At 61.7% G+C, this 23,058-nt stretch carries 23 protein-coding genes, 1 tRNA gene and 3 pseudogenes; 12 read left to right on the top strand and 15 right to left on the bottom strand.

Annotation, left to right across the window (positions count from 1 at the left end):
- Positions 1-306: 306 nt before the first annotated feature.
- Entirely contained in the window at positions 307-1,998 is a 1,692-nt protein-coding gene (locus tag L5014_RS36840) for a site-specific integrase (protein ID WP_238468801.1), read from the bottom strand.
- Positions 1,999-2,383: 385 nt separating this feature from the next.
- Positions 2,384-2,791, bottom strand: a pseudogene (locus L5014_RS36835) (transposase); the annotation flags it as partial.
- Between the two features lie 90 nt (positions 2,792-2,881).
- Here L5014_RS36835 and L5014_RS36830 point away from each other — a divergent pair.
- Positions 2,882-3,940, top strand: coding sequence for an IS110 family RNA-guided transposase (locus tag L5014_RS36830; protein WP_238468800.1), 1,059 nt, complete (start codon positions 2,882-2,884; stop codon positions 3,938-3,940).
- Positions 3,941-4,274: 334 nt separating this feature from the next.
- Here the strand turns inward: L5014_RS36830 and L5014_RS36825 are convergent.
- From L5014_RS36825 to L5014_RS36805, 5 genes and pseudogenes are all read right to left on the bottom strand, one after another.
- Positions 4,275-5,060 (bottom strand): annotated as a pseudogene (locus tag L5014_RS36825) (IS91 family transposase); the annotation flags it as partial.
- Between the two features lie 6 nt (positions 5,061-5,066).
- Entirely contained in the window at positions 5,067-5,945 is an 879-nt protein-coding gene (locus tag L5014_RS36820) for a tyrosine-type recombinase/integrase (protein WP_238468799.1), read from the bottom strand.
- Between the two features lie 202 nt (positions 5,946-6,147).
- The gene (locus L5014_RS36815; RefSeq protein WP_238468798.1) at positions 6,148-7,353 is read right to left on the bottom strand and encodes a hypothetical protein; all 1,206 of its coding nucleotides are present in this window, start codon (positions 7,351-7,353) and stop codon (positions 6,148-6,150) included.
- Positions 7,350-7,697, bottom strand: a complete 348-nt coding sequence (tnpC, locus tag L5014_RS36810) for a Tn3 family transposase post-transcriptional regulator TnpC (RefSeq protein ID WP_238468797.1) — start codon at positions 7,695-7,697, stop codon at positions 7,350-7,352. The genes L5014_RS36815 and tnpC overlap by 4 nt, the downstream gene beginning before the upstream one ends.
- Entirely contained in the window at positions 7,684-10,689 is a 3,006-nt protein-coding gene (locus L5014_RS36805; protein ID WP_238468796.1) for a Tn3 family transposase, read from the bottom strand. Before L5014_RS36805 ends, tnpC begins: the two co-directional genes overlap by 14 nt.
- A 135-nt stretch (positions 10,690-10,824) precedes the next feature.
- On the opposite strand from L5014_RS36805, the gene L5014_RS36800 reads away from it, so the two are divergent.
- A complete protein-coding gene (locus L5014_RS36800) occupies positions 10,825-11,355 on the top strand; it encodes a hypothetical protein (RefSeq protein ID WP_238468795.1) in 531 nt (176 codons plus the stop codon).
- 219 nt (positions 11,356-11,574) lie between these two features.
- Here L5014_RS36800 and L5014_RS36795 read toward each other — a convergent pair whose 3' ends face one another.
- Positions 11,575-11,940: a hypothetical protein gene (locus L5014_RS36795; RefSeq protein ID WP_238468794.1), complete on the bottom strand. Its 366-nt coding sequence runs from the start codon at positions 11,938-11,940 to the stop codon at positions 11,575-11,577.
- 245 nt (positions 11,941-12,185) lie between these two features.
- Here L5014_RS36795 and L5014_RS36790 point away from each other — a divergent pair, with 245 nt between their 5' ends.
- From L5014_RS36790 to L5014_RS36775, 4 genes are all read left to right on the top strand, one after another.
- The gene (locus tag L5014_RS36790; protein WP_238468793.1) at positions 12,186-12,623 is read left to right on the top strand and encodes an Hsp20/alpha crystallin family protein; all 438 of its coding nucleotides are present in this window, start codon (positions 12,186-12,188) and stop codon (positions 12,621-12,623) included.
- A 15-nt stretch (positions 12,624-12,638) separates the two neighbouring features.
- Positions 12,639-13,046, top strand: a complete 408-nt coding sequence (locus tag L5014_RS36785; protein ID WP_238468792.1) for an Hsp20/alpha crystallin family protein — start codon at positions 12,639-12,641, stop codon at positions 13,044-13,046.
- Between the two features lie 281 nt (positions 13,047-13,327).
- Positions 13,328-13,897, top strand: coding sequence for an Hsp20/alpha crystallin family protein (locus tag L5014_RS36780; protein WP_238468802.1), 570 nt, complete (start codon positions 13,328-13,330; stop codon positions 13,895-13,897).
- A 44-nt stretch (positions 13,898-13,941) separates the two neighbouring features.
- A tRNA-Lys gene (locus tag L5014_RS36775) sits at positions 13,942-14,014 on the top strand.
- Between the two features lie 167 nt (positions 14,015-14,181).
- On the opposite strand, the gene L5014_RS36770 is transcribed toward L5014_RS36775, so the two are convergent.
- The 5 genes from L5014_RS36770 to L5014_RS36750 all read right to left on the bottom strand — a co-directional run bounded on the left by L5014_RS36770 (position 14,182) and on the right by L5014_RS36750 (position 17,853).
- Positions 14,182-14,577 (bottom strand): hypothetical protein, encoded by a 396-nt coding sequence (locus L5014_RS36770; protein ID WP_238468791.1) that lies wholly within the window; start codon positions 14,575-14,577, stop codon positions 14,182-14,184.
- 90 nt (positions 14,578-14,667) lie between these two features.
- Entirely contained in the window at positions 14,668-14,922 is a 255-nt protein-coding gene (locus tag L5014_RS36765) for a hypothetical protein (protein ID WP_238468790.1), read from the bottom strand.
- Positions 14,923-15,028: 106 nt separating this feature from the next.
- Positions 15,029-16,651, bottom strand: coding sequence for a chaperonin GroEL (gene groL / locus L5014_RS36760; protein ID WP_238468789.1), 1,623 nt, complete (start codon positions 16,649-16,651; stop codon positions 15,029-15,031).
- Between the two features lie 75 nt (positions 16,652-16,726).
- Positions 16,727-17,044, bottom strand: a complete 318-nt coding sequence (locus L5014_RS36755) for a co-chaperone GroES (protein ID WP_238468788.1) — start codon at positions 17,042-17,044, stop codon at positions 16,727-16,729.
- A gap of 170 nt (positions 17,045-17,214) precedes the next feature.
- Entirely contained in the window at positions 17,215-17,853 is a 639-nt protein-coding gene (locus L5014_RS36750; RefSeq protein WP_238468787.1) for a diguanylate cyclase, read from the bottom strand.
- A 197-nt stretch (positions 17,854-18,050) separates the two neighbouring features.
- Between L5014_RS36750 and L5014_RS36745 the strand changes: the two genes are divergently transcribed.
- The 6 genes from L5014_RS36745 (at position 18,051) to L5014_RS36720 (ending at position 20,699) form a co-directional block, all read left to right on the top strand.
- A complete protein-coding gene (locus L5014_RS36745; protein ID WP_238468786.1) occupies positions 18,051-18,491 on the top strand; it encodes an Hsp20/alpha crystallin family protein in 441 nt (146 codons plus the stop codon).
- Between the two features lie 40 nt (positions 18,492-18,531).
- Positions 18,532-18,951, top strand: coding sequence for an Hsp20/alpha crystallin family protein (locus L5014_RS36740; protein ID WP_238468785.1), 420 nt, complete (start codon positions 18,532-18,534; stop codon positions 18,949-18,951).
- A gap of 34 nt (positions 18,952-18,985) precedes the next feature.
- Positions 18,986-19,267: a DUF6566 family protein gene (locus L5014_RS36735; RefSeq protein ID WP_238468784.1), complete on the top strand. Its 282-nt coding sequence runs from the start codon at positions 18,986-18,988 to the stop codon at positions 19,265-19,267.
- 104 nt (positions 19,268-19,371) lie between these two features.
- Complete coding sequence (locus tag L5014_RS36730) at positions 19,372-19,680, top strand: hypothetical protein (protein ID WP_238468783.1); 309 nt, start codon at positions 19,372-19,374, stop codon at positions 19,678-19,680.
- 249 nt (positions 19,681-19,929) lie between these two features.
- Positions 19,930-20,172 carry a hypothetical protein gene (locus tag L5014_RS36725; protein WP_238468782.1) on the top strand — a complete coding sequence of 81 codons (243 nt, stop codon included), beginning with the start codon at positions 19,930-19,932 and terminating at the stop codon, positions 20,170-20,172.
- Between the two features lie 14 nt (positions 20,173-20,186).
- A complete protein-coding gene (locus tag L5014_RS36720) occupies positions 20,187-20,699 on the top strand; it encodes a hypothetical protein (protein WP_238468781.1) in 513 nt (170 codons plus the stop codon).
- Between the two features lie 284 nt (positions 20,700-20,983).
- Here L5014_RS36720 and L5014_RS36715 read toward each other — a convergent pair.
- A pseudogene (locus tag L5014_RS36715) lies at positions 20,984-21,410 on the bottom strand (IS256 family transposase); the annotation flags it as partial.
- Positions 21,411-21,713: 303 nt separating this feature from the next.
- Positions 21,714-22,886, bottom strand: a complete 1,173-nt coding sequence (locus L5014_RS36710; protein WP_238468780.1) for a GGDEF domain-containing protein — start codon at positions 22,884-22,886, stop codon at positions 21,714-21,716.
- Between the last annotated feature and the right edge of the window lie 172 nt (positions 22,887-23,058).

Below are 23,058 nucleotides of genomic sequence, written 5' to 3'. Positions count from 1 at the left end.
CGCGCCCAATGATGCGTGGCTTGTCCCATACGCTGAAGCCGCGCGCCTGGGCCCGGTAGAACTCCGGATTCTGGAAGGCGGCCAGCCGGATGAGCCGGTTGAGCAGTGCCTGCGGAAGCTGCACCTTTTCAAGATAGAGCTGGTTCGCGAGCGTCAGTGTGAGCGACGCCGGCATCGTTCCGGCCAGCCGCTTCGGCTGCGCGGGCGGTGGCTTCCAGGCCTCTGACCACGATTCGGTCGAATTGCTATCATAAGCCTGTAGGTTATAAGGCGACGAGGCCTTCCGTTGATTTTGGAATAAGAAAATCAGTCAGTAAATGCCTGCCCAAACTGCCGCGCCCGCTTTACATCGTCCGCATGCAGATAAATCGATGTGGTCGAAATCGAAGCGTGACGAAGGTTGTCCCGGACGGCGCTGAGTTCGACACCCCTGGCGATCGCGTGAGTGGCATGCGTGTGCCTCATCCAGTGCGGCGTAGCCTGACGGAGTTTCTCAGCCAGCGCCGGATGGTCGTGTTCAATAATCTGCGCCGCCTGCCGGAAAAATCTGCGCATGACTTCCCACAACCGCAAAGGCTTGATGCCGGCATCGCCATCGTCCAGGCTGCCGATCAGCGGCGTGACGGGGTTCCAGCGCGCCCGGCTCACCGTCAGGCCCCGCTCCTGCAGGTACCGCTCCAGCGCGGTGCGAGCGAGCGGTGTCAGGGTCACCCTGGCGGGCTTGCCGCCTTTGCCGGTGACGTGAAGCCAGTGATCGCCGACGGCGTCGACCTCAACGTTTCGCAGGGTCGCATTGGCCAGTTCGCTGATCCGCAGTCCCGTCGCGTAACCGAAATCCAGCATGAAACGAACTCGCTGAGCGGCAGCAGCCTGCCAGCCGTACGACCACTCGAGCCCGTTGGCAATAGTGCGCGTGAGCAGCCATTCTCCTTCGGTGAAGGCATGCGCGGTTTCCAGCGCCGTGGCACGCTTGCTGCCGCGTACCTTGATGCCGGCAAAGGGGTTAGCCACGACATAGCGCTGCTCCACCAGCCAGCGGAACAGTGCGCTGAGCACGGCAAGCGCGTGCGCAATCGAACGCGCTGAGAGGTTGTCGACAAACGGGCGCCAGTCAGGCGACGTGCGTGGCCGCGGCGGTCCGACCCAGCGTTCGCGCGGGGTGGGTCTTCGCAGAAACGCCCGATAGTCGGTTGCATCCCGCGTGGTCAGCGACGACAGGGCCTTGCCGCGGGCAACAATGCCCCAGAGAATCAGCCGTTCGGCCTCCTTACGGTAGGCGCGCTGCGTGGCCGGGGACTCGTGCAACGCAAGCCAAGCCTGAATGGCGTCGTAATCGTTGTCGACGCCCAGGATACAGGTCGACAGCGGTGCTCGGAAAGCGCCTGCGGATCCGTCAACCTCATGCGGTAGCCGTAGCTGCTCCCAGGGCGTCACGTCCGACTGCCGCTCGGCGACGATCAGTGCGCGGGCCCGCTCCGTGAGCGCCGGGTGCGCGGCAAAGAAGGCCTCGATCGTTTTTGCGCTGGCCGGGCCGAGCCCTGGTACGGCTCTCCACCACTGCCGGCGGCGAGGAATCCTTACCGTGAGATCAGCCAGCGTACGGATGCCCGCGGCGTGCAGGGCACGGACAGCGCGTTCCGGCAACCAGCGCGTAATGTCATCCCCGATCTGCGGGGTCGGTAAACGCAGCGTGCGCAGCGTTTCGACTGCCTGCGCGGTGGCGCGGGCATGATGTCTGCGTTTGTGGGCCGGGCATTCGAACAGCGTAGCCAGATCCGCCCGCTGCCGGCAGCGGGCGTAAAGTGCAAGCTGCCGGCGGATCTGGCCGATGACGCCGCGTGCAGACTGCCCCTGAACGAGCCGGTCTCGCAGGTACCGGCCGGCCGCGTCACGCGAGGATGCGCCTTCGCACCAGGCGCGCAGCGCTGCAAGCGCGTCGGCACCGGGGAAATCGTTCGACATGTCGGCGGCGGACGGGTTCGGGTGACGCGTTTTCATGACATCGAGTTTAGTTAAAAAACGACCATACAGAGATAATCCAGAGGATTTTTAGCGGAGCGGAAACGGCGTAGTGAGCCGGCCATGGGCACGGTGAACGAGCCGTTTCCGCTCCGCTAAAAATTCGTTGAGCTAAGCCGCTCCGCTGCCGATGGCTATGGGAATTGAATCGGTGCGGCGCCGGTTGCGAGCGTCGAATTCGGGAAGGAAGCCGAGGACAGGAAAGAATCTCGTTGCACGATTTGGCGGGTGCGTCCAGCCATGATGGAAAGCAAACGGCTTCGGCTGCGTGAGCAAGGCCCGGCTGGAGCGCGATGGACATACGTGCCCAGCGGACGCGCTGGACGTGCCGGGTTCGATGCCGAGGTGGGACTGCGGACTTGCTTCATTGATGGCATGGTGGTGCCCGCGGCGGAGCGCCAGGCAGGAGGTATTCCACACAGATCATGTGACCGTGCTTGCAGACCGGGCAGTCGCGCAGTGATCGACCGGTCAGCTGTGCAAGGTGGTCGCGGTAATCAGGTGTGGATATCACGCGGGTTTCGGCGGGCGGCGCGTCGAGCAGACGGCGACATGCTGTGAGGCTGGCCTCGCGCAGCCGGTTGCTGAGCAGTCCATAGTGGCGGATTCGTTGCAACCCGTGTGGCAATACGTGCAGAAGGAAGCGGCGCAGGAATTCATGGGCTTCCAGACGCATTACGCGCGGATGGCCTGGTTGGCGATAGTCCTTCCAGCGAAACGTGATGTGCTGATCGGTCTGGCTGATGAGGCGGTTGTTGGAGATTGCGACGCGCGAATTGGTAAGGACCTCCCCGCTCACGGACTGGCACGGTCTGGTGCCATCATGGCTGGTGATACGCAACCTCCCGGGAAGGGGGAAGTCATGGACAAGATTATTCGTGTTGGTGTGGATCTGGCAAAGAACGTTATGCAGGTTCATGCGGTCGACGCCGCCGGGCACGTCGTGGTACGGAAAGCGATCGCACGCCAGCGATTCGTGAGCTGGTTTGCCAATCTGGACCCGTGCCTAGTCGCGATGGAGGCATGCGGCGCCGCACACTACTGGGCACGCAAGCTGCGTGCGCTCGGACACGACGTGCGCCTGATTCCACCTCAGTTTGTGGCCCCCTATCGCAAGGGCGGCGCTCACGTAAAGAATGACGCACTCGACGCCGAAGCAACCTGCGAAGCAGCAAGCCGTCCTCACATGCGTTTCGTGCCGGTCAAGTCACCCGCCCAGCAAAGCGTACTGGTCCTGCATCGCATGCGCACGGGCTTCGTGGAGGAGCGAACCGCGCTGGTGAACCGGTTGCGCGGATTGCTGGCCGAGTTCGGCGTGTTCCTGCCGCAAGGCATCCGCCAGTTGCGCAGGAATTTCCTCGACCGCGTTGAGGATGGAGATAATGAGCTCTCGGGGGCGGCGCGCCAAGCCTTAATGCGTGGCTGGGCCCAATGGCAGGCGCTCGATGACGAAATCACTTGGTTTGACAAACAGATTGCCGAACATGCCACCCACGACCCCCAGGCGCAGCGTTGTATGGACGTATGCGGCGTCGGCCGGCTCACGGCATCGGCCGCTGTAGCGACGGTGGTAGACGCACGGCAGTTCAAAAACGGCCGACAGATGGCCGCGTGGCTGGGTATCGTGCCCAAACAGAAGAGCAGTGGCGGCAAGCAGCGGCTCGGGCGCATCACCAAACAAGGCGACACCTATCTACGGACCCTGCTGTTTCAGGGCGCACGCTCTGCGGTGCTGACAGCTCACCAACGCGAGGACCGACTCTCGCGCTGGATCGTTCAGCTACAGGCACGGGTGGGCTTTTACAAGACTCTGGTCGCCGTGGCCAACAAGCACGCGCGCATCTTGTGGGCCGTGCTGGCTAAGGGCGAACGGTTCGATCCGTCCTACGCGCCCGCCCGCAGGATGGCGGCGGGCGCGTGAAACCGACAACGGAAGACGCCCCATCTCACCATGAATTGACTTTGTAGTCGAAGACGCAACAGGTAAGGATAGCGACAGGTCAGACCGGCAGCGGGCGAACTCGAACACGCATCAGGCGCTACATCGCATGTATTCGCCGTGACGCGGATGGAGTCCTGCTGCGCGGTTACTATCCGGGCCCGAGCACGGCAATAGTGTGCCCAACAAGGCCGCTTATAGGTGTGCAGTCTGTCTCGCCGCTGTTCCCTCTGTTTCTGACGTCTTGACCGGGCATGCAGGAGCTTAACGAATGACCCACTAAACCCAGCTTGCAAAATCGGGGAGGTCCTTATAGGTGCGTGTAGCGGCCGAGATAGTCGAGTACCTGTTGTGGGCCACCAAATGGCTCCTTGGCATAGACGACCCACTCGGTTCGGCGCTGAGCGGAGAGATAGCGGGCAAACTGGCCCGGCTCAGACAGGTGGGCCAGTGACGAAAAGAAGCCGAGTGCGCCGATATCGAAGGCCCGTTGCAAGCGTTCGAGAAACAACCGGCGGAACAGCCGAGAGAGAACGCGCACCGGCAGAAAGAAGCCGGGCCGGCAAGCCACCCAGCGTGTGCCGTCGGCAGCAAGCCCGCCGCCCGGGATGACGCAGTGCAGATGCGGATGGTGGACCAGATTCTGCCCCCAGGTGTGCAGCAGCGCGATGAAGCCGATCGTGGCACCGAGGTGCCGGAAATCTGTCGCTATCGTTTGCAGCGTTTCGGCGGTTGCCTGGAACAGGATGTCGTAGACAACACGCTTGTTCTGGAATGCGATGGCCGCGATCTCTTGCGGAACGGTGAAGACGACGTGGAAGTAAGGCACGGGCAGCAGGTCCGCCTGGCGGTGCTCGAGCCATTGTGCCCGGGCGAGCGACTGGCACTTCGGGCAGTGCCGGTTGCCACACGAGTTGTAGGCGATGCGCTGATGTCCGCAGGCGTCGCACTGCTCAACATGGCCGCCCAGAGCTGCGGTTCGGCATTGCTCGATGGCGCGCATGACGCGACGCTGCTCGCGGTCGAGCGAGTCGGCGTGCAGATGGCGGTATGCCGGGCCGTGGCGTCGCAGGACGTCCGCCAACTCCAGCGGGGCCTTCATGGCGGTTCAGACGTGATCAACCCGTGGTTCAGGTAAAGCCTGCGGCGACCTTGACGGTAGGCGGTCAAACGGGCTGGTCGTCGCGCAGATCGTGCTGGTTGCGACCTTCAGATAGCGCGCCGTTGTGGCCAGGCTGCGATGGCCCATCAGCAACTGGATCAGGCGCACATCCGTGCCGGATTCGAGCAGGTGCGTTGCAAACGCATGGCGCAGGGAATGCGGCGTGATCGGCTTGCTGATGCCGGCACGACGACGCGCATCATGGCACGCTTGGCGTATCACGTCGGCACCCACCGGTTGATCCGGGAAGCGGCCGGGAAACAGCCAGTACTGGGGGCGGCCGGTGCACCAGTAGCTGCGCAGGACCTCCAGCAGCCGGGGCGAGAGCATCACGTAGCGATCGGCGCGCCCCTTGCCCTGTTCGACACGCAGCATCATGCGCTGGCTGTCGATATCGCCGACCTTCAGCCGGGTTGCTTCCGAGATGCGCAGGCCGGCGGCGTAGGCCACGATCAATACGGTACGATGCTTGTCGCTACGGATTGCTTCAAGGAAGCGCGTGATCTCGTCCTGACTGAGGATCACCGGGAGTTTGCGCGGCGTCCGCGCCATCGGGAGTTCCTCGACGGACCACTCACGTTTGAGCGTGATGTGGTACAGGAAGCGCAGCGCCGCAGTGGCGACCACCAACGTGCTGGATGAACGCCGCTGGACTTCAATCAGGTGCACTTGCCACGCGCGTACTTCCTCCGGGCCCAGCAGTTCAGGGGAACGCCCGAAGTACCTGGCAAAGTTGCTTACCTGCTGGAGATACACGCGTTGTGTGTTGGCCGCGAGGTTGCGCACGCGCATATCCTCGATCATGTGTCGACGTAGGGGTGTCATGGTGGACTCCGCTCTGAATGGTCACGGCAGCAAACTGCACTGCTATCGTCCCACTCGAACGGGCGCGCCCTATGGATGATCCCGGAGCCGATGTCGCTGGCCAACTACCTCCTCCCGCTTCAGCGGGTTAGTTCAATAAAGCTTATCTCTGTATTGATCTAAAAAGACGTCGCGTCAGAATTTTCACGATGATTTTTCCGGCCTAGATTGCCTGCAGGACCCGACTCATGAAGTCCGCGTGCGCAGAGGTTCCAGACGCCAGCAGACGAATCCGCTCCCTGACGGAATCGGGATCGACGCCCGCGTGCCCCGCTGCCTGTAGCGTGGCGCGGCTTGCATCGAGCACATCGACACCTGTGATCTCGTAGCCGTAGCCCAGCGAGATCCAGTGCAAGGCTGCGAGACCGGCGGCCATGGCGAATTCCGGCTGCTTCTGCGCAAAGTCTCTGGCCGCGCGCGTCAACGTCCGGGGATCGGTCGGGCTGGCATTGGCCAGCTTGATGGCCTGGTTGAACAGGCCCGCGTCCTTGGCCGCCGCGAACCACTTCCCTGGCTCGCCCGGCGACGCAGCAACCAGGTCGCTCAGGATGGTCTCTTGCGCGATGTGCGGATACTTCTTTGCGATGGCACGGAAAGTTGCCAGGTAGGTGGTGCCCTGGTTCGCTTCATGTGCATAGCGCCGGTATGCCTCGTCGGCAAGACCCGATGACAGCAGGATCGCCTCGCAAGCTTTCGCGATCTGCCCGTCCGGGCTGTTGAGGCCGCGCGTGTCTTCCGCGTAGGCCAGGGCTTCAGCCTTTCTGCCCATCGCAAGCAGTGCCTTGACGCCCCAGCGTCGGTAGTGCCACATCTTCAACGGAGCGCGGTCCACCAGTGCGATCAGCTGCGCATGTCGCCCGGCTGCATAGAGCGAGGCCAGACAGATCGGTGTCCCCGCAAAATACCCCCCGGGCCCCTCGGACCAGACGTGCCCGACCAGATCAATAAACCTGTCGGCCCACTCGCTGGCGATTTCGGGCGTCACGCAGAGCGTGCCCCATTCGTCCGACAGACCCTCGATATAGGGGACGCCCTGATCCTGAATGGCTTCCCATAGCCGCTCGAGCCAGCCCTGGCGCGTGACTGTGTCGACCTGTGCGCCAGCAATGACCGGGACCAGCGTTTCGATCGCACGGTTCACGGCCGTGCCGATCGCACCTGACGACCCGTCGACGTGGTCCAGCGCGGGCGAAACTTTCTCCAGAAATTTCACAGCGCCCTCTGCCGCAAGCACTGCATCGCTGCGCGCCACCTGCCGGATCTCCGTGAGCGCTTCCCTGATACGCTGGATCGGTACGTCCGAGCGCCAGCCGAAAGCGTTGCGTCGAAAACGCTGGGCGAACTGCCACTTGTATGAGGCTGGCTTCACAGGGGTTCGTCCGTTTCAGATCGCAGATCCTGCAGGGGGCGCAAGGCGAGAATCATTTTTTCGAGCACCATGATCCAGTCCTCGAGTTCCTCGATGGTGCAGTCAGCCTGTTCGACCAGCGTCAGGTCATCCGTCGCGCACGACAGGCTCGCGCCATTGATGAGGGTATGCGCCATGGCGTGCAGGCGCAGAAGGTCGTCACGCAAACCATCGGGCTCGCAGCGGGCGCGGATGGTGTCAAAAAGATCCACGGCCTGCTGGATGACGGTCGTATCGTATCGCTGCTGCAATGATTCCAGCGCGTCGGCATCGACGGTGCCGTAGGGAGTCTCAAGATCGGGCATGGGGTCGGGATCTCCGCAGGGAACGGACCGGACCGGCGAACAGGTGGTCGTGTATCCAGCCCTCGACGTGCCCGAAATCCAGCTCGTATCTGCCAAAACGTTTCAGGTTGCTGGTGAGGTAGGGGCTGAGGAATCCGATGTCGTCGGGATTGACCTCAATGCCCTCATTCACCATCGATCGCAACGCCTGCATCATGTCCACCGTGTTCTGCAGGATTGCGGCGGAAGCCATCAGATCGTTGTAACGCAGGCGTTTCTGCTGCTCGTCCGGGTCATTGACTGGCAACACATCTCCGCCGAACGAAAACCACTTGGCAAAGCCATTATAGGACTCGACCTTGTTGGTCGTGGCGGTGATCTCCTGCCGCAGCTCGTTGCTGCCGAGCCACTCGAGCAGGAATACCGTGCGAACCACCTTGCCAAGCTCCTCGGCCGCCAGGGACAGGCGATTCTTCGGACTGGCCGCACCGAAACGGCGCAGCAGCAGGGGCGATGAAATCGCTCCGGACTGGATCGACAGCGCGAGCTGCATCAGGTCCTTCCAGTGGCGCCCGATGAGTTCCCAGTCGACCGATTCCGCGAAAAGGCCATCGATATGTTTGTACCGGGTCGCAGCATCCACCCGATACAGCTTGAGGTCCTGCCAGTTGCGAATCCGCGGCATCAGCTTGATGCCCAGCAGGTAGGTGAAAGCGAACACCGCAGCCGACTGCCCCTGGGTGTCGGCGTGCACCGTATCGGCCTCAACGCTCAAGCCAGCCTTGAGCAGTCCTTCAATAACATAGATGGCTTCCCATATACCTGGCGGGATGAAATGCCGGAACACCGCGATATAGTTGTCGGCGACGTGCCGGTAGGCGACCGCGCCCATTTTCCGGTAGCGGAAGTGATAGCCGGCCAGCAGGTTGTTGTCGTAGAAGTCGTACTGGGTGCCGTCGGCTGCAACCGTCTTGCCGTCGCCCCAGTGCTTCGGCAGGTCAAGTCGAAGATAAAGTTCGATCAACTCGCGTTGCGCGCTCTCGAGTCGCTCCAGGCTCAGGTGCCGGCGGTTGACGAACGACATCATGTGCGGCGTGATCCTGTCACCCATGTGACGTGCAGCCTGGGTGGGTCCCAGATTGCATCCCATTGCGAAGATGGTAAGCAGGTACCGCTGTTCGGCATCGCGGATTTTGGGATCGTTGCCGCTTAACGGACCAAACTGTCGTGTGAAATGCGTCCAGTGCTCGATATTGGCGAGCACGTCCAGCAGATTGCGCACGGGCATGCGCTTGACGATCGCCTTTTGGAGGGCCACCGCGCTTTCCGGGATGACGGTCGCAGTAGTGCGACGGACAACAAACTCACCTGCGTTGTTGATGGTCACATGTCCGGACTTCTCCGGAAAACGGTCATCCAGCTGGCGCGCGGCATCCGAAAGCCATTCGCGCAGCTGGGCCACGAAGCCGGTGCTGCTGTCTGCGACGCCAAGCCTCTCGCTGTATGCCGGCAGACGCTTCTCACATTCATGCCAGGGCATCAAGAAATCTCGATAGTCTGCAAAGGCATCCGAGCCGGCCACGCACAAGTCTCCGCTGCGCAGTTCCCTCGTCATGCTCGACAGTACACACAGTTCCAGATAACGCCGGTTTGTCGTCGCACCCTTCTCGGGTGGGCGGAAAACGAGCTTGCGCCAGCGCTCGGAAGCAAAGCTGAGGTCGACCTCGACGTTGATCCATTCCCGATGAAGCGATTCGTTCCTGAAAACGACTTCCATTGCCTGTAGCAATGCCCCGGACTGGGTAGTCGAGCTCCATGCCAGTGCGTGCGCGAGACGTAGCAGTACTGATCGATGTGCCTTGAAATGTCGCCATAGCAGTGGCAGGTAGTTTCTGCCACTGTAGGCCCGGACCTCGGCACAGCTTTCGCGCAATGGTTCGAGGTCGCCAGACGGCGCCAGGTACTGGCGAATACGCGCGCCAAGTTCGGTGTCGTCCGGATAGTCGTCGATAATGTTGACGACGCCGTCAAGTGTATCAACCAGGCTTTCCATCCGTTCGCGCTGCCGTGCCTGGATCTGGTCGAGCTCTTCCCTGGCCCGCTTGTGGATTGCGCCCATACGACGGATGAACATCTCGGCCAGATCGTCGCGGGCGCGCACGCGCATTTGATGCAGCAACGCGACAATGAGCGTATATCGCCGCTCCGGCAGGGTTTCCTTCAGATTCGCCGCGTCCAGACTCATCGCCTGCGTCGACAGCGACCGCAGCTTTGTCGCGGGAACCCCGTCCAGGGCATGATTGAAGTCGCCAAAACCATCGAGCCAGGCAAGATGGTCGACGAGCAGGGAGATATGCTTTCGCGACGGGCGTAAGGCGTATCGCTTGATGGTGTTGTACGCGCTCTGGCGCTGGTTGAATTCGCGCTTGATCAGCCGGTCCAGCTGGACCTTGTCTTCATCAGAAAGGCGACGCGAAACGCGTCGGAACAGCGCCGTTTGAACTCGGGTGTGGACCTGTTCCACAATGGCGTCGAGCGTCGAGAATGCGGGCAGTTCGACCTGCTGCTGGATCAGGCTGTCGATGGTTGCATTGATGATGTCCACCGGCTGATCCATTGTTCCGGCAGCCTCGTGTGCCGCGCGCACTGCAATTTCATTCGCATCGGTGCCGTAATAGGACTGGATACCGAGAAATTCCCGGACTGCCGCATAGTGACGAAACAAGGCGGGCGACCTGGCCCTGTTGTAGTCGAATGCGGCCTCGGCACCGATGCTTGCGCTCGCCCGGATGTGTTCGATGACAACGGCGGGAATGGCGTCAACGAAGGGAAAGTGGTGCATCTGCTGAAAGACCTTTAGCAGAACCAGCAGCCCCAGTCTCGAAGACTGGCCGCGCGCGTTGCGGCGCACCCATTCAAGCTCTTCAACGTCTGGCGTATAGAACGCCTGCAGTTCCGCAGATGAAAAACCCTTGGGAAACCTCGGATACGCTGTACGTTCGATGGTCGCCATGCCGGATTCCGGATCTCGAATGGGCTGGCCAGTGTAGCGGAAAAATCCGGCAAAGCCGTCGCACCCGTGCCAATCTGTGCAACCCGCTGGCCGCTATAATTTGCGGATTCAGAACGCAGCGAAGGGGGCAGAGAAATGGGCAAAGCCAGCCAGCAGAAAAAAACGTCGCGTGCACGCAAGCTGGGCGCACGAGACCTGGAGGCATTGCGACGGGGAGCGGTTCAGTCAGGGATCCCAGACGCTATCGTTCTCGATCGTAATGACCTGCCGCCGGAACAGAAAATCTCCTGGCCCCTCGCGCAAATGCTCCAGGATGAGGTATCCGATCATCCAACACTGGAGGAATATCAGAGCGCACTGACGGCGATTGTTGCGGCGTGGAATACAAGCCTGCTGCCCGAGAGTGAGCGTGCTGAAGCGCTACGTGATCAGATCGGATTCGACAAAAGTGTTCCACCCGAAATACGGCGCGAAATCATACAGGGCATCGAGCGCCTGATTGGCGAAAAACTGGCCCGCTTTCCCCATGACCGCCGCCGTATCGTCTCGTGGGAGGCGAAACTCGAAGGTGACGTACTTCGGGTCGTAGCGGCGGCGTCCGACGGTCCCCGGCACGATACCCCGGAGGATGTCATGCGCGGTTTGCTGCGAACGATGTCCGCCTAAGAGACCGCACATTCAGACCAGTCGGCTAAGGACGCGATCGTCCCGCGCTGGCTCGTCCCGCGCTGGCTGACCGCGTTGACCTGTCTGCATGCCGACGACTCAAGCGGACGCGATAGCTCAGGGACGCATTCGCGGCCCACGTCCCTTATTCCGCCAGAGCATAGAGATCCGTCACTTCATAACTTTCAGGCTTATGATAGCAATTTGACCGGATCTTGGTCAGATCCCTTTCTCGGCGAGCATCCGCTCGTACACACCAAAGTGCAGGTCCATGTCGGACTGATCCACCGTCGTGACGATCAGGTTGATGTGGTCCGGCGGCAGGCCGAGCACGCCCGCGATAAATGCTTCGAGTTGCGGCGCACAAACCTTGTCCTTGGCGACGGTCGTCCCGATCGTGACTTCATAGTTTTTTTCGTGCCGGCAGACCACTTCCACGAGGCGAGCGCGGGCGCTCATGTTGTTGTCGACCGCAATCCGGATGACGTCCACCGCCTTGCGCATCGCTTCTGTCGGAAAACCCCTGGTCGAGCGCAGCCGCACGCGGTGTGGGCCCAGGGTCAGCCAGTCGGTATCGAATTCCATCGTGTCCTCCACCCGGTGCATGGTTCCGCAGCGGATGATAGGAGCCGTCCATAATTTTCAAGGGCAAGTCGCGGTTTTTGCCCTTGAAATTTTCGTGGCAGTTCCTATCTTAGGATTCGCTCAGGCAGACGCGCGGGTCCCTACGTCCCGTGCGCTGCGTGTTTCGATTTGTTTTGCCGTCCGGCAGGCGAACTGGAGCGCGTAGGCCCGTTCGCCTCCATGCGTCACATGAGGAGAACAGCATCATGAGCGATCTTTTTGGAACTAACCTCTTCAGCGAGTTCGACCGGCTGCAGCAGCAGATGGCGAACCTCTTTGGTACTTTCCCCTCAAGCCTCCGGGCGAGCCGCTTCGGCATGTTCCCGCCGGTCAATATTGGCGCCACCGACGACTCGATCGAGATCGTCGCGTTTGCTCCAGGCATCAATGCGGCGGCGCTCGACGTATCGATCGACAAGGGACTGCTGACCATCAGCGGTGAGCGCAAGCCGGCACAACCGGATACCGGCGAGGACACGCGGGTTTATGCGCAGGAGCGCTTCACCGGCGCGTTCCGGCGGGTCATCGAGTTGCCGGAGAACGCGGACCCCGACAAGGTTCAGGCGCGCTACGAGAATGGTTGCCTCTCGATCGCCATCGGCAAGCGCGAATCCTCGAAGCCTCGTGCAATCACCGTCCAGTAATCCAGGGAGCCGAAAATGAGCGATACCACTGAACTGAGCAGGCGCGAGCCATCGGCAGCCACGCGCAGCGAAAACGGACCGTCCGCGCGGCGCATGACGATTACTCCCGCTGTCGATATCTACGAGGACACCCAGGGCGTCACGTTGTGGGCCGACCTGCCTGGAGTCACCCGCGACAAGCTCGATGTGCGGGTCCATGACAGCAGTCTCGTCATCGAGGCGGAGGCGGTTGTGCCGACACCCGCAAATCTGCGGCTGCAGCATGCCGAGGTCCGTGAGCCGCGCTTTGCGCGCACGTTCACGCTCTCCCCGGACTTCGATACGTCGAAGATTGAGGCGAGTCTGCAGGACGGCGTGCTGAAGCTCACGATCCCGCGCCGCGACGAGGCGCGCCCGCGGCGCATCGAAGTGCGTACCGGCTGAAGTCGGCGCGCGGACAGCAACGGCAGGAACGTCCGGGTGGCGGCTGCCTGGCTGCCACCCGCCCACAGCGAAGACTCGCGTACGCCAGCTGTTCCCGTAGCGCGACGCGCTGTCTCGCGCCATCAGGAGGCCTGGAAAGGGAACATTCCGCTGCGGAGCTCAAGGTGGCTTCGGCAACCGCCCGGGACCCAGTCCGATTACGGAGACAGCGGGAAAAAAACGGCGGCGCGGGCGCCATGAGCGGAATACGGTTCTCCTGCCAGATACCAGAGGAGGAAACGATGAACCCCGATCCGAAAAAGTGGAATCCCTTCAAGTTCCTTCGCGGGGCTGTGCGCAAGTCCGATGCGGACAGCCCGGAGAGGCCGCCGGCGAGCGAAAACGAACAATGGCGCGCCGCCCTGCCCGACATCGCGCGACTTTTCTCACGCGAACCATGGCGCGCCGTGGAGGAGTTTTTTCACGACCCGTTTGCGGGTCGTGGCGCGCTCGAACGATGGTTCGGTGACTTCAGTTCGTCGCGCTTCCATCCGCGCATCGACGTCGTCGATGAGGGACCGGTGCTGCGCGTAACCGCAGAACTGCCCGGGATGGAGCGCGAAGACGTGAAGGTGAGCGTCGAGGACGGCGCGATCGTGCTGCGCGGTGAGAAAAAGCAGGATGTGCGCAGTGAGGAAAACGGTTGCTACCGGCTGGAGCGTGCCCACGGACGCTTCGTGCGCACGATCCCGATGCCTGAATACGCCGATCCCGGTCGCGCCCTGGCAAAATTCGAAAACGGCGTACTCACGTTGACCGTGCCGAAAACGGAGCCGGTGCCGTCCACGAGTCGCACGATCGATATCGGTTAGGGCGAGCGTGCAACGCGCCATGACTGCGGGCGAAAACGAGGACTGGGCCGTTAGCTCAGCTGGTAGAGCAGCGGACTTTTAATCCGTTGGTCACAGGTTCGAATCCCGTACGGCCCACATGAAACCAGGCATCCGACGCCACCCGGCAAACGTGGCTTCGACGCCGTTTGACTGCTGCCATCGGCCACGCGCAGGCTGCAAAACGCCCCCTCGGCACTCGGCACATTAAAAGCACCCGTCTCGGGGCAAGGACGACGCCAGTCCGGGCACGCCATGGCCAGCGGTTAGCCAGCGCGGGCGGAAGGATCACGATGGAAACGCATGAGACTGGGGATTCCCGATGCATATCGCACCGCGTGGCCCTTCGGACCGGGTTGAATCTCACACCAGAATTCCTGGTGGCGGGCACCGAGACGTCGGGCCGCCTCATAGCGGTGAAAGTGACTGGCAAGCCAGTACTGGCAGCTATCAAAGAATACCTTCATTGCTGGCTGCGCTGCGCGCATCGAGCCGCTGCGGACGGCGGCCATAGCGTCCTGCAGCGCTACATCGTCGAACGATCCCTCACAGGCCAGCTCATCATCAACCGAGAGCTGCAAGAACTTGAGATAGTCCAGGCCGAGCACGCCAGCAGGTAGTCTGGCCGACGGGCGGGCAGGCAATTGCGGATAGCTGGACATCGTAATGTCAGTTTATTCAGGATGACGATACAAATAGGTAGGCCTGGTCGTGCCGTACCGTACTTCTCGACCGGAACTGACCCGCCCGGTTCACTCATCAGCCATGAGATGGCGAATCACGAGTGCCGGGTCAGCGATATCCAGAATGAGCCTGCGAAGTACACGCCGACGCATATGCTCTTCGTCGAGAATCCACGGCTCGCCCTTCTCGCTGAGATAGCGTGCAAGGGCGGCACGGTGGTCTTCACTGTCGGGCAGATTCAGGCGAACGGCCAGCAGTCCCGCAACGACATCGTCGATTTCAACGTTCAGCGGCTTTGAGTCAATGCAAAGTTCGAGTTTCATGTTTGTCTCCGGTAAAAAGCGGCACCGCAGGACGGAGACAGCGTGCGGCGCCGAACGGGTTACACCGGCCGCGACTGTTGGCTGGCGCATGCGGAACGCTGCCGGATCAGTAGTCAAACTCCGGTGCGGGGGTCTGCGCCGGCTTCTCGTCCTTAGGCGCCTCGGCGACCGTTGCGTCCGTCGTCAGGATCAGCCCGGCAATCGATGCGGCGCTCTGTAGTGCCGTGCGTGCAACCTTGGTGGGGTCGACCACACCCGCCTCGACAAGATCGCCGTACTCGCCGGTGGCCGCGTTGTAGCCGAAGTTGCCCTTGCCTTCGAGTACCTTCGCGATCACCACGGAAGGCTCATCACCCGCGTTGGTGGCAATCACGCGCAGCGGCGCTTCGAGCGCGCGCAGCACGATCTGCACGCCCGCGTCCTGATCACTGTTGGCGCCTCTCAGGCTCGTCACCGCCGAACGGGCGCGCAGAAGCGCAACGCCACCACCCGGCACGATGCCTTCTTCGACCGCCGCGCGCGTGGCGTGCAGCGCGTCGTCCACGCGGTCCTTCTTCTCCTTCATCTCGACCTCGGTTGCCGCCCCGACCTTGATGACGGCCACACCGCCTGCGAGCTTCGCGACGCGCTCCTGGAGCTTTTCGCGGTCGTAGTCGCTGGTCGCTTCCTCGATCTGCGTGCGGATGGACTTCACGCGCGCCTCGATGCGCGCCTGTTCGCCCGCGCCATCGATGATGATCGTGTCGTCCTTTCGCACCTCGACGCGCTTCGCACGTCCGAGATCCTCCAGCGTTGCCTTCTGCAGCTGCTTGCCGGTCTCTTCGGAGATCACGGTCGCACCCGTGAGGATCGCGATGTCCTCGAGCATGGCCTTGCGTCGGTCGCCAAAGCCTGGCGCCTTGACGGCCGCGACCTTCAGGATGCCGCGCATCGCGTTGACCACGAGCGTGGCCAGCGCTTCGCCATCGATATCTTCCGCGACGATCAGCAGCGGCTTGCCGGCCTTGGACGTCGCCTCGAGCACCGGCAGCAGGTCGCGGATGTTCGAGATTTTCTTGTCGTGCAGCAGGATCAGCGCATCGTCGAGCCAGGCCGCCTGCTTGTCCGGATCGTTGATGAAGTAGGGGCTCATGTAGCCGCGGTCGAACTGCATGCCCTCGACCACATCCAGCTCGTTCTCGAGCGACTTGCCGTCCTCGACCGTGATCACGCCTTCCTTGCCGACCTTCTCCATCGCATCGGCGATGATCTTGCCGATCGCCTCGTCGGAGTTAGCCGAGATCGAGCCAACCTGAGCGATTTCGCGGTTCGTCGAGATTGGCCTCGACAGCTTGCGCAGCTCGTCAAGCACCGCTGCCACGGCCTTGTCGATGCCGCGCTTCAGATCCATCGGATTCATGCCCGCGGCGACGTGCTTCATGCCTTCCTGCACGATAGCCTGCGCGAGCACCGTTGCCGTCGTCGTGCCGTCGCCGGCCACGTCTGCGGTCTTCGCGGCAACCTGCTTGACCACTTGCGCGCCCATGTTCTCGAAGCGGTCCTTCAGCTCGATTTCCTTTGCCACCGACACGCCGTCTTTCGTGATGGTCGGCGCGCCGAAGCTGCGCTCGATCAGCACGTTGCGGCCTTTGGGCCCAAGCGTGACCTTCACGGCATCGGCGAGAACGTTCACGCCCTTGACGATGCGGGCGCGTGCGCTGTCATGAAACTGGACGTCTTTTGCACTCATGTTGTTGCTCCGGATAAAGTCGTTGACTCAACGCGTCGCGAACGACCGGCCGGTGTCCGCGAGCGTAACGGGATTTCAGGCGGCCTTGCGGGCGGCGCCCGCGTCGGCCTCGAGGACACCCATGACGTCTTCCTCGCGCATGACGAGGAGTTCCTCGCCATCGACCTTGACGGTCTGGCCGGCGTACTTGCCGAAGAGCACCTGGTCACCGACTTTCAGCTGGAGCGCGCGCAGCGTTCCATCCTGCAGCAGCCGGCCACTGCCGACCGCGACGACTTCGCCCTGTTCGGGCTTTTCTGCCGCTGAATCGGGAATCACAATGCCCGAGGCCGTCGTCCGTTGCGTTTCGATTCGCTTGACGATAACCCGGTCGTAGAGGGGACGAATCTGCATTTCCATCTCCTGAGCGATTAAAGGATCACCAATAAGGGAATCCGGCTGCCACTATCGGGACGCGTGGGGCGCGTCCGTGCAGCCGAGCCAATGTCTGGCAGAAAGCGAAATAGAGGCGCCCATCGCGCCCTTCAAGAGGGCGCGAAAATGGCTGGTTGTAACAAATTGTTTCAGCGCGGCAGAACGATGCGACGAACCGTGCCGAGGCGATAAACCGTGCGGCCGCCTCCCTCCGGGCGGCGTGGCTTGGGCCGCACGGGACAGGGTGGCTGGCGTCCGCCATCGGCGTCGAGGGTGTCGTCGGGTTCGTCGAGCGTGCGCCACAGGCCGCCCTTGACGGGCCGGAACAGCCAGCGCACATAACCCCTGCGCGCGGCGAGCTGCATCAGCTCGTCGCGATCGGTTTGGTCATCGAGAAGCTGCGGATCATGCGTCCCGTCCTCTCCATAGTCCCCAAACGCTTGCCGGCACGCGAGCGTCTCGGCAGCGCTGGCGCCGATTACGTTGCAGCCGCGCTGCTCGACGCGCTCGACATCCCACGCGCCCGATTGCCAGGCCGCGTCCAGCAGCATGGCGTCCACGGTTTCGAAGCTGTGCCATGGAGCATCGAGCTGGACGGCCGAGCCCGGAACCGGTCGTGAAGGAATGTCGATGCCGGGCAGGACCAGCGGCGTCGCGCGCCGGAATCCGTGCCAGTGGAGGATTGCGATGAGCGGCGTATTCACCTGCGCAGCCGCCGTGACGGTAACGGCAAAGAGCGGCAGGCGCACGGTGTCGATCTGCTCCTGAAGCCTGTCGAAAAGGTCCATGAAGCCTCCCCGGTTGTATGTTGCAGGGCCTCTTGAAATTTCCGTTCGTTGCGCTATTTTATGCATCGCTCAGGCAGTCGCGATCAAGCGCTGCGTGTTTCGATTTGTTTGTCAGAGGGGTCTCCCACCGGCAGGCGAACTGGAGCGCGTGGTCCGGTTCGTTTTTCGTGAGGGGCCCCGGTTTCAAGGAGCCAGTCATGAGCGATCTTTTCTTCAGCACCGATCTGCTGGGCGAATTCGACCGCCTGCAACGGCAGATGGCCAGCGTCTTTGCGGGCTTTCCCGCAAGCCTGCGCGCCATGCGCAGCGAAACTTTTCCTCCCGTCAACATCGGCAGCACCGACGACAGCATCGAGATCGTCGCGTTCGCGCCAGGACTCGATCCAGCAGCAATCGACGTCTCGATCGACAAGGGATTGCTGACGATTAGCGGCGAGCGCAAGCTCCCCCGACCTGAAGCGGATGACGAGACGCGCATCTACGCCAGGGAACGCTTCATGGGCGCGTTCCGTCGCGTGATCGAGCTGCCGCAGCACGCGGATCCCGACAAGGTCAGTGCGCGCTACACGAACGGTTGCCTGGCAGTGAGCGTCGGACGTTCCGAGGCGTCCAGGCCACGCGCCATCGCCGTCCAGTGAGCCTGGCGCAAATGGAGTACGAGAAAGCACGGAGGACATCATGAACGACAGCACTGAACTGGCTACGCGTGAGTCGCATACCGACGTTGCCTCTCGCGAAAGTGCGCAACTTGCGAAGCAGCTCACCCGCATCGCGCCTGCGGTTGACATCTTCGAGGACAGTCTCGGCATCACGCTCTACGCGGACCTGCCGGGTGTGCCGCGCGACAAGCTCAATGTGCAAGTGCAGGACGGCAGCCTGAGCATCGAGGCCGAGGCGGTGATCCCGGCCCCGTCCGGGCTGCGCCTGCAGCATGGCGAGTTGCGCCACCCGCACTTCTGGCGCGCCTTCACGCTCAGCCCCGATTTCGACGTCTCGCGCATCGATGCCCAGTTGCGCGATGGCGTCCTGAAGCTCACGATTGCCCGTCGTCAGGAGGCAAAGCCGCGACGCATTGAGGTGAGCATTGGTCAGGCGTAAGCACCGGGGCAAGTCCGGTCATGCGGAGGAAGGTATGGACAACGTACGCAGCCAAAGCTGGAAGGGCTTCATGATCGAGACGCGCGCGTTTCCGGTTCGGCACTGCGCGCTGCCTCCTGCTTGCCGGGATACGTACGTGGCCGTCGTGCGCATCCGGCGCGCAGAGCAGACGGTTGCGGACTGGCACCTGCCGCGCTTCGCCCAGCACTGGGCAAGCGTGGACGAGGCGCACCGGGAGACGGTCGAGTACGCGATACGTGCCATCAACGCGGGTTGTCTGAGCGACACGGGTTCGCCGGCGCAATTCCTCGCGTGACAGCGGCAAGCTGCATGGTAGCGAAGCCCTTGTCTGGCTTGCACGATGTGTCGTTTTTCTGCAGGGGCCTCTGGATTCGGGACCCTGATTTACGGGAGAAGAAAATGCTCAGCCCACACGAATTTGCGACCCTGATGCTGGTTCGTCAGGCGCCGGACCAGCTCGACATGAACCGCGCCGAACTCGACGCGCTGCTCGAGCGCCAGCTGGTCATGCTGGAACATTGCGGCGAGGGCGCACGCCGCGCGTACCTGGCCGGGAAGGGCAGAACGTTCCTCGACGCGCTCCACCCCGGCGACGCACCACGTCGAAGTCGGATGACCGCCGGCAACGACGGTCGGACTGGGCCGGGAATGCCCTCCGTGCCGGGTGGCCGCACGACGGATATCGTGGTGCCGGGACGTGCAGGCTGAATGGCTGCGTAATCGCAGCGCCTGACCTGTCGTCCTCGCCGTGAGGCGCGCTCGCGAGGTTGCCGGGTGCCTCCCGGGCGACCTCGGGGCGACACGAGTGGCCGTGGTCGCGCCCGGTCGCGACCAACGGTGGTCCAAGGATGCGTGCGATGTGGCGTGCCATATGGAATGCCATGTGCTGCATGAACTGATAACGAAACTTCGTCGCCGCGGGCGGTCTGGGTGCGGCGCCATGTTTGGAGGTGTGAGATGAACACGGACTCAGTCATCGAGTATCACGGCTGCGAGCTCCGGCCGGTGGTCACCGCCACCGGGAGCGGCCGTTACACGGCCGCAGCTATTGTCACCGACCGGGCAGGCGAAATACGCACGCTCGGTGTCGATGGAGATTTCGCCAACGCCCAGGAGGCACGCGATGAAGCGCTGGAGCTTGCCGTCGCATGGATCCAGCAACGCTCCGTTGTTTCGGACCGATATGTTCGACGGACCTAGCTCCCAGTCAGCGATTGCCGAACGCACGCGAGGTGAACACCTGCGGATTCGAAGGTCGATCCGATTCCGGTTCGCTGTGCCTCCGGAACCATCTGGGCTCAAGCCACTTCGAGGAAAAGAGAATGACAGACATCGCAGTCATCAATCCCGACAAGGACGCGCTTTATGAACGCATCCGGCTCCTGCTCTTCAGCGCTGATCTGCCGGTGCAGCGTCTGGAAGCCGACATCGACGATATCGGACGTTTCACCACGCCGGATGTGCGCTCACCGCATCTGCGCCTGGTCGAAGCCATGCCGCCGCTTACGCCCGCTGCGGAAGCGATCGTGCGCGCCATGATCCGCGCATACGGCATGGATCTGTTCGGGCGCGGCAGCGCGAATTCCGGACTGCGTGCCTTGATAAAGGCTGGACCAGTCAAGTTTGGACAAACGGCCTTGATGCTGGGGCCTGACGCGCCCGTGCCGGAGCGCGCCCGTCCACTCGTCGAGGAGTTCAACCGGATTTTTGAGCGCTATCCGGGGTAATCGTTCGAATCGTGCGAAATCTGGCGGTGGCCAAGTACGGAGCCTCCACCCAGTAAGGCTCCGGCGGCTCGCTGTTCGCTTCTCTCAGCGAGGGAAGCAACTCATTGATTGATAAAGATTTTCCGGGTCAAGCCGCCAGAAATTGCACAAAAAGTACGATAACCCCGTTTGGCGCGGCGAGCACCATACCGCGAGCGCTAAGGTCTCGGGCGAGCCAGAGAAACGTCGCGCAACGTCTCCGTTGCAATGCGCACGTACGCGGAAATCGAGTCAGGATCACGATGGCCTGTGACCATGATGTCATGCACGCGCTCGGCCAGGCGCAGATTCTCGTTCAATTGCTCATGGGCAGGAACCGGCACTTCGCCGCTATCACGACGCCGTAGGCGCGGGCGTTTGACACTCAATTTGCGCTCGTCCATCACGATCTGGCCTCGCTGCGAGCCGTGCCAGCGGATCTCGCCGCCCTTGCGACACGGATGCTTCTCGCTGGCGACTTCGATGGCGGAAATCACCAGCAACTGCTCGACCAGGACCGGCTTCGTACACCAGCTCGTCGATGCTCGTGCACGTGTTCTGGATCAGGTCGAGCATCGGCAGCAGGAGCTGACTGTTCTCGGCGAAACAGGCCCGCAGCCGGTCTTCGTTCTGCTTGGCGACGATGTTCAACGGCGCGCCGGCCTTGGGGGCCCTCTTCTTGGTAGGCTTTATGTGGCGGTACTCCTTGGTTCCCTGTCCAGGACGTTGGTCGTGGAAACCCGATTTTCTCGGATTCCCAACGGGGAACCGCCGCCTTCAACCTTCAACTACGCCTGGGACATTTGCCAAGCGGAAAAGCTCCTGGGTCAGACTGTTCAACGGCTTGTGCGCTTCCATTTGATCTCCAGGAACAGGTCAGCGGACTCATCGCCGAAGGCTCAACCAGCAATCCCGCAACCGGTGCAGGGCCGTTGATTACCGACTGGCAATGCTGCCCTGCTTGTGCAGCCGGACCTGCTTACAGGCTGCTATACATTACACTGTCGCCAAGTCTGCGCACTGGACGTTGTTTCGTCCAGCCTGTTTCGCCTGGTAGAGTAGTTTGTCTGCAGCAGCGATGATGGATTCCTCGCTGATATCTTCATTCTCGCCGGCCACAGCCACGGCCAAAACTCCGAAGCTGGCCGTGGCAGATATCTGCTGTCCGGCATAATCGATCGTTGCTTCTGCGAACGAACGTCGCAAGCGCTCTGCAAGTGCTTCAGCACCAGATAGCTTCGTTTGAGGCAGAAGCAGCAGAAATTCCTCCCCGCCGTAGCGAACGACACTGTCGATACGCTGACGGGTCAAGGTCCGAAGCACGCTCGCAAAACTGCGCAGCACCGTATCGCCGCAGAGATGGCCGTGGGTATCGTTGATTGCCTTGAAATGATCGATGTCGCACAGAATGACGGCAAATGAAAGTCCATGACGTCGAGAACGGGCTAGTTCAGCCGTAAGAAGGAATTCGTTTAAATGTCGACGGTTATAGCACCCGGTCAGTGGATCCTGGACAGTAAGTTGCGTCAGCAACGACTGGACTTTGTATTCTTCACGCCAGACTCGTTGATAACGGCGAGCGGCGACCAGTCCAAAGCTGTTGGTCAGCAGCAGCAACATGGACATGGTCAGCATATCGGCCCGTTTGAGCGTTCCTATGCCGACGACGATAACAATGAAGCTGGCTGTTGTGGTGAATGCGATGGCCAATGAATTGATCAGTCGGTTCGGAATAAAGATATAAACGACGATCAGCATGATGCACATTGACATCGCATGCCACGGGATTTCAGTCGGGCGGTGGTAAACGATCAACATGAACGTCACCATCCCGACCAACTCCGCTGCCGTTGCCGCTATCTGACAAGCGGCGATCGAGTCGGGGCGGATCCGGACCAGCAAAAGTCCACCTATTGCCGTGACTGCCACGAGAATTCGGCCAAGAAGCAATATCAATGTAACCCGGGTGTAGCCGAGCACGCCGATGTCGGTCAGGGCAAATGCGACATAGAAGAACGAGCAGAAGACCAGGGTTGTGCGCAAGGACGTTTTGCTTCGCTCCAGATGGTAGAGCTGAAACTTGCGTTCAGTCTCTACGCTCCGGAACTCGGGCATCAGACAGCGAAGGCTGAAGTCAAGCTGCGGTTGCTGGGCGATCGTATCTAACACTTTTTTGCTCGGGCGTCGTTTTGAAACACTTTATTACATTCCTATTTAGAGCTCGAGAGTGCCGAGTTCTTGCTCGCCATTTTCACGGTCTCGGCTCGACGCTCGAGAGCGTTAGTCCACTTCTCGGCGATCCACTGCCGTTTGCCTAAGCGCCGCAGCACTTCTTGTATTT

Source organism: Paraburkholderia tagetis, assembly GCF_022213065.1.
Lineage (GTDB): Bacteria > Pseudomonadota > Gammaproteobacteria > Burkholderiales > Burkholderiaceae > Paraburkholderia > Paraburkholderia tagetis.
This window is presented reverse-complemented; position numbering and strand designations above follow the sequence as displayed.